4 protein-coding genes, 2 tRNA genes and 3 rRNA genes are annotated in these 13,728 nt (G+C 61.7%); 7 read left to right on the forward strand and 2 right to left on the reverse strand.

Translation table 11 applies throughout. The features are described 5' to 3' along the window. Window positions 1–9 precede the first annotated feature (9 nt). The gene (locus U5O44_RS11860; RefSeq protein ID WP_322588684.1) at window positions 10–471 is read right to left on the reverse strand and encodes a cyanophycin metabolism-associated DUF1854 family protein; all 462 of its coding nucleotides are present in this window, start codon (window positions 469–471) and stop codon (window positions 10–12) included. A gap of 20 nt (window positions 472–491) precedes the next feature. Continuing rightward, a complete protein-coding gene (locus U5O44_RS11865; RefSeq protein WP_322588685.1) occupies window positions 492–2,750 on the reverse strand; it encodes a cyanophycin metabolism-associated ABC transporter in 2,259 nt (752 codons plus the stop codon). Window positions 2,751–2,918: 168 nt separating this feature from the next. Here U5O44_RS11865 and U5O44_RS11870 point away from each other — a divergent pair, with 168 nt between their 5' ends. The 7 genes from U5O44_RS11870 (at window position 2,919) to rrf (ending at window position 13,404) form a co-directional block, all read left to right on the forward strand. After that, window positions 2,919–5,084 (forward strand): cyanophycin synthetase, encoded by a 2,166-nt coding sequence (locus U5O44_RS11870; RefSeq protein WP_322588686.1) that lies wholly within the window; start codon window positions 2,919–2,921, stop codon window positions 5,082–5,084. A gap of 31 nt (window positions 5,085–5,115) precedes the next feature. After that, window positions 5,116–7,707, forward strand: coding sequence for a cyanophycin synthetase (gene cphA, locus U5O44_RS11875; protein WP_322588687.1), 2,592 nt, complete (start codon window positions 5,116–5,118; stop codon window positions 7,705–7,707). A gap of 371 nt (window positions 7,708–8,078) precedes the next feature. Then, window positions 8,079–9,605 (forward strand): 16S ribosomal RNA (locus U5O44_RS11880). Between the two features lie 119 nt (window positions 9,606–9,724). Beyond that, window positions 9,725–9,801, forward strand: a tRNA-Ile gene (locus U5O44_RS11885). A gap of 14 nt (window positions 9,802–9,815) precedes the next feature. After that, window positions 9,816–9,891 (forward strand) — tRNA-Ala (locus tag U5O44_RS11890). Window positions 9,892–10,247: 356 nt separating this feature from the next. Then, window positions 10,248–13,128, forward strand: a 23S ribosomal RNA gene (locus U5O44_RS11895). A gap of 162 nt (window positions 13,129–13,290) precedes the next feature. After that, window positions 13,291–13,404, forward strand: a 5S ribosomal RNA gene (gene rrf, locus U5O44_RS11900). Together the 16S, 23S and 5S rRNA genes with 2 tRNA genes alongside form the textbook arrangement of a ribosomal RNA operon. Window positions 13,405–13,728 lie beyond the last annotated feature (324 nt).

Below are 13,728 nucleotides of genomic sequence, written 5' to 3' on the forward strand. Positions count from 1 at the left end.
TCGAACCTCTCAGAGGAACCGCTCCATCAGCTTGCGCGAATGGCGGTCCAGTGCCGCCATGTCCCGCACCGAGAACACGATGCCGTGGCCGCTGGTGATGAGCAGCCGGCCGCGTTCGGGCAGGCGGCGGATGTCCTCCTCGACCTTGAGCACGAGCGTGGTCAGGCCACGGTCGGTCTCCACGGTCCAGGTGCTGGGGGTCGAGAAGGTGGAGACCTCCACCACGCGCCGGATTTCGGGCATGAACTCGCGGTGGGCGAGTTCTTCCTCGATCAGCGTGCGCAGGCGTGCGGGCAGGGCGTCGAGTCGGTCGATCCAGACCAGCTCATGCCCTTCGGCGCTGACGAGGGACAGGCCGGCGTCCGGGGCGGAGACGGGAAATGCGCGCACGGGCGTGATGCCGTGGTGGACCTGGGCGTCTGCGCCGGTGTAGGTGAGGCGGCCGTCGGCCTGGCGTTCGAGGGTGAACATCGCGGGATTCCTTCGGCGGGTCAGGCGGCGTCGGTGTCCGGGCCATCGCCAGCATCCGTGCGGCGCGCCTGGGCTTCGTAGAGTCGGAAGTAGTGGCCCTGTGCGGCCATCAGTTCCTCATGCGTGCCGACCTCGACCACCGCGCCACGGTCCATCACCACCAGCCGGTCCGCCTTGCGCAGCGTGGACAGGCGGTGGGCGATGGCGATCGTCGTGCGGCCCTGCACGAGGTTGTCGAGCGCCTTCTGGATCTCGCGCTCGGTCTCGGTGTCGACGCTGGCGGTGGCCTCGTCCAGGATGAGCAGACGCGGGTCGATCAGCAGCGCCCGCGCGATGGAGATGCGCTGGCGCTCGCCGCCTGAGAGGCCCTGACCGCGCTCGCCGACCAGCGAGTCGTAGCCCTGCGGCAGGCGCAGGATGAAGTCGTGGGCGTGTGCGGCGCGGGCGGCGGCGATGATCTGCTCGCGCGTGGCACCAGGCAGGCCGTAGGCGATGTTCTCGGCGATGGTGCCGAAGAACAGGAAGGGCTCCTGCAGCACCAGGCCGATGTGGCGGCGGTAGTCGGCCACGGCGAAGCGGCGGATGTCGGTGCCATCGACGCGGATCGAGCCGTCGGTCACGTCGTAGAAGCGGCAGATCAGGTTGACCAGCGTGCTCTTGCCCGAGCCGGAGTGACCGACCAGACCGATCATCTCGCCGGGCCGGATGTCCAGGCTCATGCCGCGGATCACCGAGCGGCTGCCGTAGCGGAAGCCGATGTTCTCCAGCGTGACAGCGCCCTGCAGCGCGCCGGTCGGTACGGGCTGCTCGGGCTCCGGCACGTTGGAGACGTGGTCGAGGATGTCGAAGATGCGCTTGGCGCCGGCGGCGGCCTTCTGCGTCACCGAGACGATGCGGCTCATCGAGTCGAGCCGGCCGTAGAAGCGGCCGATGTAGGCGAGGAACGCGGTCAGCACGCCCACCGTGATGTCGCCCTTGCTGACCTGCCAGATGCCAAACGCCCAGACGACGAGCAGGCCGATGTCGGTCAGCAGCGTCACGGTCGGCGTGAACAGGCTCCAGGTCTTGTTGAGCTTGTCGTTGACGGCGAGGTTGGCGGCGTTGGCTTCCTGGAAGCGCTGCGATTCGCGCGCTTCCTGCGCGAAGGCCTTGACCACGCGCACGCCGGGGATGGTGTCGGCCAGCACGTTGGTCACGTCGCCCCAGACGCGGTCGATCTTCTCGAAGCCGGTGCGCAGCCGGTCGCGCACCAGGTGGATCATCCAGGCGATGAAGGGCAGCGGCAGCAGCGTCACCAGCGCCAGCCACGGGTTGACCGAGAACAGGATGACGGAGGTCATGCCCAGCATCAGCACGTCGGTGGCGAAGTCGAGCGCGTGCAGCGACAGGAAGACCGAGAGGCGGTCGGTCTCGGAGCCGATGCGGGCGATCAGGTCACCCGTGCGCTTGGCGCCGAAGTAGTCGAGCGACAGGCCGAGCAGGTGGTCGAAGGCGGTCGTGCGCAGGTCGGCGGCGATGCGCTCGGAGACGATCGCCAGCAGCCAGGTCCGCGCCCAGCCCAGCCCCCAGGCGAGCAGCCCCGCGCCGAGCAGTCCGGCCAGCAGGGTCATCACGTAGTGCGGGTCGATGCGCTGGCCGTTCTGGAACGGGATCAGCACGTTGTCCATCAGCGGGATGGTCAGGTAGGGCGGCACCAGCGTCGCGGCGGTGGACGCCAGCGTCAGCAGGAAGCCCAGCAGCAGCTTCCACTGGTAAGGCTTCGCGAAGCGCCACAGCCGCAGCAGCACCCAGGTCGAGGGCGGCGTGGACAGCTCGCGGGTGCAGACGGCGCACTCATCGCTCTCGGGGGGCAGCGGGGCGTGGCAGGTCGGGCAGGTGCCGGCCTCGTGGTCGGTGTCGGCGGCGGCGTGTGTGGCGGGCTGGCGGCGCAAGGCCTGCTGCGCCTCGAACTGCCGCACCAGGCGCAGCGCCTGCACGTTCTGTCCGAGGGTGAAGCGCCAGACGGCCAGCCGCGCCTGCGGGCTGTGCAGTTCGAGCGTGCCGACACCGGCGTGGTCGTGGTGGCGCAGGGTCAGGGCGTCGTCCAGCGACCAGCTGTGGTCCTGGTCGGCCGGACCGCCGCGGCGCCACAGCAGGCGCCGGTCGGTCAGCGTGAGCGCACTGGTGTTGAAATGCAGACGGTCGTCGAGGTCAACCTCCAGGGTGGTCACGACGTTCTCCTGCGGGAGAAGGCGAGTGGGAGCGAGATTCCTGGAGGCCGCGATGGGGTGTGCTGGCATGCGAGCGTGTTCTTGGGGATGGTCGATTCTGGCGCAAGCCACCCGTGGCAGATTTCTGCAGATGAAGGCCACCCCTGGACAACGGACCGTCGGCGCTCCGAGATGACTTCCCGCAAGAATTGCTATGCACAATGGTTTCCCCGAGCCCCAACCGCAGCTCCCCAGGACATGAGCAAGAAAGAAAACATCACCCTGCAGCGCATCACTTACCTGCGCGGCCCGAATGTCTGGACCTACCGCCCCGTGCTGGAGGTCTGGCTCGATCTGGGAGAACTGGAAGACTGGCCCTCGCACCGGCTGCCCGGGTTCAACGACCGGCTGACGGGCATGCTGCCGGCGCTGATCGAGCACCACTGTGGTGTCGGCGAGCGCGGCGGCTTCCTGCAGCGACTCGAAGAGGGCACCTGGATGGGCCATGTGCTGGAGCATGTGGTCATCGAGCTGCTGAACCTGGCCGGCATGCCCACCGGCTTCGGTCAGACCCGCAGCACCTCGCAGCACGGCGTCTACCGCATGGTGTTCCGCGCCCGTGACGAGCAGGTCGCCCGCACCGCGCTGGCGGAAGGGCACATGCTGCTGATGTCGGCGATCAACGACGAGGCCTTCGAGGTGCCAGCCGCCGTCGAGCGTGTGCGCGAGAAGATCGACGATTGCTACCTCGGCCCGAGCACGGCCAGCATCGTCGGCGCGGCCACCGACCGCCGCATCCCGCACATCCGTCTCAACGACGGCAACCTCGTGCAGCTGGGTTACGGCGCGGCCCAGCGCCGCATCTGGACTGCCGAGACCGACCTCACGAGCGCCATTGCCGAAGGCATCGCCGGGGACAAGGATCTGACCAAGACGCTGCTGAAGGCGTGTGGTGTGCCGGTGCCCGAAGGCGCGGTGGCCGCAGATGCCGAAGCCGCCTGGGACGAGGCGCAGGACATCGGCCTGCCGGTCGTGGTGAAGCCCACCGACGCGAACCACGGACGTGGTGTCAGCCTGGACCTGCAGACCCGCGAAGAGGTCATGGCCGCCTGGGCCGTGGCCGATGCCGAAGGCAGCGAGGTGCTCGTCGAACGCTACATCCGTGGCGACGAACACCGGCTGCTGGTGGTCGGCGGTCAGGTGGTGGCGGCTGCGCGGGGCGAAAGCCTGTGGGTCACGGGCGACGGCACGTCCACCATCACGGCGCTGATCGACCGCCAGCTCAACACCGATCCCCGCCGTGGTGACGCCGAGGAGTTCCCGCTCGAAACCATCCGCCTGGAGCGCGAGCCGGTGATCCGGCTGCTGCTGGAGCGGCAGGGGCTGGTCGGTCCGGACGCAGTCCCGGCGGCCGGGCGCGCTGTGCTGATCCAGCGCAACGGCAATGTCGCGATCGACTGCACCGATGTCATCCACCCCGATGTGGCCAGCCAGGTCGGACTGGCCGCGCGCATGGTCGGGCTGGACATCGCTGGCATCGATCTGGTGACCACCGACATCCGCCGCCCGCTGCACGAGACCGGCGGCGCCATTGTCGAGGTCAATGCCGGCCCCGGCCTGCTGATGCACCTCAAGCCGGCGGAAGGCATGCCACGCCCCGTCGGGCGCGACATCGTCAACCACCTGTTCGGCGAAGAGGACAGCGGCCGGATTCCAGTGGTTGGTGTGGCGGGTTCGCTGGACGCCGCCGACATTGCGCAACTGGTCGCCTGGCTGGTGCACCTGAGCGGCAAGCATGTGGGGCTGGCCTGTCGCGACGGGCTGTTCCTGGCTGGACGCCGGGTTGGCCGCGGCGACTGTGCCAACTGGGCGAGTGGTCATCGGCTGCTGATGAACCGCGAAGTGCAGACCGTGGTGGTCGAGAACGGGGCGGCCACCATCCTCGACGACGGTCTGCCGTACGACCGCTGCCACGTCGGCGTGGTCACGGACCTGGGGGGGGCCGAGACCCTGGCGCGCCACGACATCCGCGACATCGAGCAGATGCCGCGCGTGATGCGCACGCAGGTCGACGTCGTGCTGCCTGAGGGGGCGGCCGTCCTGAATGCCGATGACGAGCGCATCGCCGACATGGCCCGCCTGTCCGATGGCGAGGTGCTGCTCTACAGCCTGCTGGCCGAGGACAGCGAGGCCGTGGCTGCCCACCGGGCGCAGGGCGGGCGCGCGGTGCTGCTGCGGTCGTCGCGGGTGGTGCTGGCCACCGGGGCCACCGAGGTCGTCTGTGTGGACCTGCAGCGTCGCCGCATCGCGCTGGCGCCGCCGGTCGTGCTGGCGGCCGTGGCCACGGGCTGGGCACTGGGCATCGCGCCCGAGTTGATGGCCGCTGGCCTCGAAACTTTCGCATCGAGCCCGACACGCTCGTGAACCTTCTTCACCACCGGACTGCGACCCACTGATGGACGTTTCACGCATTCGGGCCCTGCGTGGCCCCAACCTCTGGAGCCGCCACACCGCGGTCGAAGCCATCGTTTCCTGTGCCGACAACGAGCGCGCGATTGCGCGGCTGCCGGGTTTCGAGGCCCGCCTGCGCGCGCGCTTTCCGGCCATCGGCGCCGTGCCGGCCGGATCCCAGCGCGGCGATGTCGCGCTGGCGCAGGTGCTGGAAACCGCGACGCTGGCACTGCAGGCGCAGGCCGGCTGCCCGGTCACCTTCAGCCGCACCTCGGCCACCGTCGAGCCTGGCATCTACCAGGTCGTCGTCGAGTACAGCGAGGAGGAAGTGGGCCGGCTCGCGCTGGAACTCGCCGAGCAGCTGATCCAGGCGGCGCTGGCCGATACGGCCTTCGACGTGAACGCGGCCATCGCCCGGCTGCGCGAGATCGACGAGAACGTGCGCCTCGGCCCGAGCACCGGCGCGATCGTGTCGGCTGCCTTGGCGCGCGGCATTCCGTACCGGCGTCTGACGCAGGGCAGTCTGGTGCAGTTCGGCTGGGGTTCGCGCCAGCGCCGCATCCAGGCCGCCGAGGTGGATTCGACCAGTGCGGTCTCGGAGTCCATCGCGCAGGACAAGGACCTGACCAAGAAGCTGCTGCACGCTGCGGGCGTGCCGGTGCCGCTGGGCCGGCCCGCGGTGTCGGTGGACGATGCGTGGGCGATCGCTTGCGAGATCGGGTTGCCGGTCGTGCTCAAGCCGCTGGACGGCAACCAGGGCAAGGGGGTGACGGTCAACATCGTGGACCGCGCACACCTGGAGCAGGCGTATGCCGTCGCCGCCGAGATCGGCGAGGTGCTGGTCGAGAAATACCTGCCGGGCAGTGATTTCCGGATGCTGGTGGTCGGGCACCAGCTGGTGGCCGCGGCGCGCCGCGATCCTCCCCACGTCATCGGCGATGGGGTCCATACCGTGCGCGAGCTGGTCGATGCGGTCAATGCCGACCCGCGCCGCGGTGATGGTCACGCCACGTCACTGACCAAGATCCGCTTCGACGACATCGCCGTGGCGCGCCTGACGCTGCAGGGCCTCACGCCGACCTCGATTCCCGAAAAGGGCCACCGCGTCAGCCTGCGCAACAACGCCAACCTGAGCACCGGCGGCAGCGCAACCGACGTGACCGACGACGTGCACCCCGAGGTGGCGGCGAGGGCCGTGGCCGCTGCGCAGATGGTCGGGTTGCACATCTGTGGGGTCGACGTCGTGTGCGAGAGCGTGCTGCGTCCGCTGGAGGAGCAGGACGGGGGCATTGTCGAGGTCAACGCGGCGCCCGGACTGCGCATGCACCTCTCGCCCTCCTATGGCAAGGGCCGTCCCGTCGGCGAGGCCATGATCGGCCACCTCTACGCGCCCGGCGACGACGGCCGGATCCCGGTCATCGCTGTCACCGGCACCAATGGCAAGACGACGACGGCCCGCCTCATCGCGCATCTCTTCGCCACCAGTGGCCTGCGCGTGGGCATGACCAACACCGATGGGGTCTACGTCAACGGCCGTCAGATCGACAGCGGCGATTGCAGCGGCCCGCGCAGTGCGCGCAATGTGCTGATGCATCCGGACGTGGACGCGGCGGTGTTCGAGACCGCCCGCGGTGGCGTGCTGCGTGAAGGGCTGGGCTTCGACCGCTGCCAGGTCGCGGTGGTGACCAACATCGGTGCAGGTGACCACCTGGGGTTGAACTACATCACCACGGTCGAGGATCTGGCGGTGCTGAAACGGGTGATCGTGCAGAACGTGGCGACCAGCGGCTACGCTGTGCTCAATGCGGCCGATCCGATCGTCGTCACGATGGCGGCGACCTGCCCGGGACAGGTGATTTTCTTCGCCGCCGACCGGCAGCACCCGGTCATGGCCACCCACCGTGCGCAAGGCAAGCGCTGTGTCTACATAGACCAGGACCATCTGGTCGCGGCCCAGGGCGCGCGCCGGGAGCTGATCGCGCTGCGCGACATTCCCATTACCCGCAATGGCACCATCGGCTTCCAGGTCGAGAACGTGATGGCGTCTGTCGCTGCTGCGTGGGGGTCGGGTCTGGACTGGGATTCGATCCGCCGCGGACTGGCCAGCTTTGTCAACGACTCCGACAACGCGCCGGGGCGCTTCAACGTCATGGACTACCGCGGAGCCACCGTCATCGCCGACTATGGACACAACCCGGACGCGATGCGTGCGCTGGTCAGTGCGGTGGAGGCACTGCCGGCACGGCGCCGGTCGGTGGTCATCAGTGGTGCGGGTGACCGCCGTGACCAGGACATCCGCGAGCAGACGCAGATCCTGGGCGCCGCCTTCGACGACGTGATCCTCTACCAGGATGCCTGTCAGCGCGGCCGGGAGGATGGCGAAGTGATCGGCCTGCTGCGGCAGGGACTGGGCAACGCTGCGCGCACCACGCGCATTGATGAAGTCCGTGGCGAGTTCCTCGCCATCGACACGGCGCTGGATCGGCTGGAGCCGGGTGATCTCTGTCTGGTGCTGGTCGACCAGGTAGAAGAGGCGCTCGCCTATCTGTCGGGGCGCATCAAGGGCGCATCTGCGGCTGCGGACGCCGCTGCCTGAAAAATTCTTGGGTGAAGTGCTTGCGTTGCTGATTTGATTCGATCTACAATCGTGGTCTTCGCTGCAGACAAAAAGTTGTTTGCAGCGAGACAGAGCGGCGGATCATACTAGTTCGCTCAGCAAGTAAAGACCCTGTTAACGTCAATGACTTGACAGTGTTTTAAAAGTTGATGATAATCTCGCTTCTGTGCTGACGACTGGTTCTTCTGGTTGTTGCCCCGGTTCTCCGGATGCTCTTTAAAAATTAACAGCCGATAAGCGTGGGCGTTTGAAGGCGAGTGCCTGGATCTTCGGGTCCGGTCTCATGGACCTTAAACGCTCATGGAAAATTTGAAGTGAAGTTCACTTCAATTCCTTGAGAACACAAGATCGAACTGAAGAGTTTGATCCTGGCTCAGATTGAACGCTGGCGGTATGCCTTACACATGCAAGTCGAACGGTAGAGGGGCAACCCTTGAGAGTGGCGAACGGGTGAGTAATACATCGGAACGTGCCCAGTCGTGGGGGATAACGTAGCGAAAGCTACGCTAATACCGCATACGACCTGAGGGTGAAAGCGGGGGACTCGCAAGGGCCTCGCGCGATTGGAGCGGCCGATGGCAGATTAGGTAGTTGGTGGGGTAAAGGCCCACCAAGCCTGCGATCTGTAGCTGGTCTGAGAGGACGACCAGCCACACTGGGACTGAGACACGGCCCAGACTCCTACGGGAGGCAGCAGTGGGGAATTTTGGACAATGGGCGAAAGCCTGATCCAGCCATACCGCGTGCGGGAAGAAGGCCTTCGGGTTGTAAACCGCTTTTGTCAGGGAAGAAATGCTTCGGGCTAATACCCTGGAGCGATGACGGTACCTGAAGAATAAGCACCGGCTAACTACGTGCCAGCAGCCGCGGTAATACGTAGGGTGCAAGCGTTAATCGGAATTACTGGGCGTAAAGCGTGCGCAGGCGGTTCTATAAGACAGATGTGAAATCCCCGGGCTCAACCTGGGAACTGCATTTGTGACTGTAGAGCTAGAGTACGGTAGAGGGGGATGGAATTCCGCGTGTAGCAGTGAAATGCGTAGATATGCGGAGGAACACCGATGGCGAAGGCAATCCCCTGGACCTGTACTGACGCTCATGCACGAAAGCGTGGGGAGCAAACAGGATTAGATACCCTGGTAGTCCACGCCCTAAACGATGTCAACTGGTTGTTGGGAGGGTTTCTTCTCAGTAACGAAGCTAACGCGTGAAGTTGACCGCCTGGGGAGTACGGCCGCAAGGTTGAAACTCAAAGGAATTGACGGGGACCCGCACAAGCGGTGGATGATGTGGTTTAATTCGATGCAACGCGAAAAACCTTACCTACCCTTGACATGTCTGAAATCCTGCAGAGATGTGGGAGTGCTCGAAAGAGAATCAGAACACAGGTGCTGCATGGCCGTCGTCAGCTCGTGTCGTGAGATGTTGGGTTAAGTCCCGCAACGAGCGCAACCCTTGTCATTAGTTGCTACGAAAGGGCACTCTAATGAGACTGCCGGTGACAAACCGGAGGAAGGTGGGGATGACGTCAGGTCCTCATGGCCCTTATGGGTAGGGCTACACACGTCATACAATGGCCGGTACAGAGGGCTGCCAACCCGCGAGGGGGAGCCAATCCCAGAAAACCGGTCGTAGTCCGGATCGCAGTCTGCAACTCGACTGCGTGAAGTCGGAATCGCTAGTAATCGCGGATCAGCTTGCCGCGGTGAATACGTTCCCGGGTCTTGTACACACCGCCCGTCACACCATGGGAGCGGGTCTCGCCAGAAGTAGTTAGCCTAACCGCAAGGAGGGCGATTACCACGGCGGGGTTCGTGACTGGGGTGAAGTCGTAACAAGGTAGCCGTATCGGAAGGTGCGGCTGGATCACCTCCTTTCTGGAAAATGACGAAGCAGCCTGGCAGGTCTTAGGACCATCCTGGTCAGCCAAGTCCAAACTGGTGCTCAAGTTCTTGCGCCCACACTTATCGGTTGTTACGACAGATGCAGAAGATTGGGGTCTGTAGCTCAGTCGGTTAGAGCACCGTCTTGATAAGGCGGGGGTCGTTGGTTCGAATCCAACCAGACCCACCACCGGTCATCAAGAAGGGGGATTAGCTCAGCTGGGAGAGCACCTGCTTTGCAAGCAGGGGGTCGTCGGTTCGATCCCGTCATCCTCCACCATTCTTCTGTAGTTCTTCTAGAGCAGACCTGAGCGCTTGTCGTCAAGCGTTCAGGTCTGCCTTTGAGAGAAGGCTGTTGTTCTTTAAAAATTCGTAGAGTCGAATCAGCGTTGCTGATGGAAAGCGAGCATGCATCCTTCGGGGTGGCGTGCAAGCACCGTGCCATCAGTGACGCATTGATTGCGTCAACAGACTTCAACCGTGAAAAGACTGGTTGTGGAGCGATCCGCAGCCAAGAAGAAAGCGAGTTGGAAAGTACGGCGAACGTGAATACTCAAATATCGGCACCAGCTTAGTCGCTGGGTGTCGGTGAAAGTCCTTGACGGCGTCGATTTGTCATCGATGTCAAAGTTATAGGGTCAAGTGACTAAGTGCATGTGGTGGATGCCTTGGCGATTACAGGCGACGAAGGACGTGATAGCCTGCGAAAAGCTTCGGGGAGCTGGCAAATTAGCTTTGATCCGGAGATATCCGAATGGGGAAACCCACCCGCAAGGGTATCGCATGATGAATACATAGTCATGCGAGGCGAACCCGGCGAACTGAAACATCTCAGTAGCTGGAGGAAAAGACATCAACCGAGATTCCGAGAGTAGTGGCGAGCGAAATCGGAAGAGCCTGTACGTTTTAGCAATCGACTTATCAGAACGGAATGGAAAGTCCGGCCACAGCGGGTGATAGCCCCGTATGAGAAAAGTCGGCTGTGGAACTGAGCGTACGACAAGTAGGGCGGGACACGTGTAATCCTGTCTGAATATGGGGGGACCATCCTCCAAGGCTAAATACTCGTAATCGACCGATAGTGAACAAGTACCGTGAGGGAAAGGCGAAAAGAACCCCGGGAGGGGAGTGAAATAGATCCTGAAACCGCATGCATACAAAAAGTAGGAGCCTGGAAACGGGTGACTGCGTACCTTTTGTATAATGGGTCAGCGACTTACATTCAGTGGCGAGCTTAACCGATTAGGGTAGGCGCAGGGAAACCGAGTCCGAATAGGGCGAATCAGTCGCTGGGTGTAGACCCGAAACCAAGTGATCTATCCATGGCCAGGATGAAGGTGCGGTAACACGCACTGGAGGTCCGAACCGACTAGTGTTGCAAAACTAGCGGATGAGCTGTGGATAGGGGTGAAAGGCTAAACAAACTTGGAAATAGCTGGTTCTCTCCGAAAACTATTTAGGTAGTGCCTCAAGTATTACCATCGGGGGTAGAGCACTGTTATGGCTAGGGGGTCATGGCGACTTACCAAACCATTGCAAACTCCGAATACCGATGAGTACAGCTTGGGAGACAGAGCACCGGGTGCTAACGTCCGGACTCAAGAGGGAAACAACCCAGACCGCCAGCTAAGGTCCCCAAAATTGGCTAAGTGGGAAACGAAGTGGGAAGGCTAAAACAGTCAGGATGTTGGCTTAGAAGCAGCCATCATTTAAAGAAAGCGTAATAGCTCACTGATCGAGTCGTCCTGCGCGGAAGATGTAACGGGGCTCAAGCCAGTTACCGAAGCTGCGGATGCACAGTTTACTGTGCGTGGTAGGAGAGCGTTCTGTAAGCCTGTGAAGGTGTCTTGTGAAGGATGCTGGAGGTATCAGAAGTGCGAATGCTGACATGAGTAGCGTTAAAGGGGGTGAAAAGCCCCCTCGCCGTAAGCGCAAGGTTTCCTACGCAACGTTCATCGGCGTAGGGTGAGTCGGCCCCTAAGGCGAGGCAGAGATGCGTAGCTGATGGGAAACAGGTGAATATTCCTGTACCGATTACAAGTGCGATGTGGGGACGGAGAAGGTTAGCTCAGCCGGGTGTTGGATGTCCCGGTTCAAGCGTGTAGTCATGCCCCTTAGGCAAATCCGGGGGGCTTAGATGAGGCGTGATAACGAGTCTGCTTGCAGACGAAGTGAGTGATACCCTGCTTCCAGGAAAAGCCACTAAGCTTCAGCTTGTAACGACCGTACCGCAAACCGACACTGGTGCGCGAGATGAGTATTCTAAGGCGCTTGAGAGAACTCTGGAGAAGGAACTCGGCAAATTGACACCGTAACTTCGGAAGAAGGTGTGCCTTTGGTAGGTGAACCATTGACTTGGGGAGCCGATAAAGGTCGCAGAGAATCGGTGGCTGCAACTGTTTAATAAAAACACAGCACTCTGCAAAGACGAAAGTCGACGTATAGGGTGTGACGCCTGCCCGGTGCTGGAAGATTAAATGATGGGGTGCAAGCTCTTGACTGAAGTCCCAGTAAACGGCGGCCGTAACTATAACGGTCCTAAGGTAGCGAAATTCCTTGTCGGGTAAGTTCCGACCTGCACGAATGGCGTAATGATGGCCACACTGTCTCCTCCAGAGACTCAGCGAAGTTGAAATGTTTGTGATGATGCAATCTCCCCGCGGAAAGACGGAAAGACCCCATGAACCTTTACTGTAGCTTTACATTGGACTTTGAACAGATCTGTGTAGGATAGGTGGGAGGCTTTGAAGTGAGGACGCTAGTTCTCATGGAGCCAACGTTGAAATACCACCCTGGTGTGTTTGAGGTTCTAACCTTGGCCCGTTATCCGGGTTGGGGACAGTGTATGGTGGGCAGTTTGACTGGGGCGGTCTCCTCCCAAAGTGTAACGGAGGAGTTCGAAGGTACGCTAAATACGGTCGGAAATCGTGTTGATAGTGCATTGGCATAAGCGTGCTTGACTGCGAGACTGACAAGTCGAGCAGGTACGAAAGTAGGACAAAGTGATCCGGTGGTTCTGTATGGAAGGGCCATCGCTCAACGGATAAAAGGTACTCTGGGGATAACAGGCTGATACCGCCCAAGAGTTCATATCGACGGCGGTGTTTGGCACCTCGATGTCGGCTCATCTCATCCTGGGGCTGTAGCCGGTCCCAAGGGTATGGCTGTTCGCCATTTAAAGAGGTACGTGAGCTGGGTTTAAAACGTCGTGAGACAGTTTGGTCCCTATCTTCCGTGGGCGCTGCAAGATTGAGAGAGCCTGCTCCTAGTACGAGAGGACCGGAGTGGACGCACCTCTGGTGTACCGGTTGTCACGCCAGTGGCATCGCCGGGTAGCTATGTGCGGAAGAGATAACCGCTGAAAGCATCTAAGCGGGAAACTCGTCTCAAGATGAGTCTTGCCGGGGCCTCGAGCCCCCTGAAGAGTCGTTCAAGACCAGGACGTTGATAGGCTGGGTGTGGAAGCGCAGTAATGCGTTAAGCTAACCAGTACTAATTGCTCGTGAGGCTTGACCCTATAACTTTGACATCAAAGTCAAAGCAGTATTCAGTGAACCGTACTTACAGTCTGTCCGTACAATATCCTTGTACAACGCAATCAATACCAGATTCGACTCTGCGAATTCCTGCCCACCCAAGGCGCTCTCCTCTGAGCACCCCACCGGGCAGACCCTTTACGCCTGACGACCATAGCAAGTTGGAACCACCCCTTCCCATCCCGAACAGGACCGTGAAACGACTTAGCGCCGATGATAGTGCGCACCGCGCGTGTGAAAGTAGGTCATCGTCAGGCTTCTATTCCGAGAAACGCCCAGTCATCTGACTGGGCGTTTTCTTCTCTAAAGAGTGCGGCGTGCATCGCCTCAGTCTTTAGAGGTGAGAGTATTTTCCGCGACCAAAGACCCTGTTAACGTCAATGACTTGACAGTGTTTTAAAAGTTGATGATAATCTCGCTTCTGTGCTGACGACTGGTTCTTCTGGTTGTTGCCCCGGTTCTCCGGATGCTCTTTAAAAATTAACAGCCGATAAGCGTGGGCGTTTGAAGGCGAGTGCCTGGATCTTCGGGTCCGGTCTCATGGACCTTAAACGCTCATGGAAAATTTGAAGTGAAGTTCA

It is taken from the genome of Sphaerotilus sp. (assembly GCF_034519685.1).
Lineage (GTDB): Bacteria > Pseudomonadota > Gammaproteobacteria > Burkholderiales > Burkholderiaceae_C > Sphaerotilus.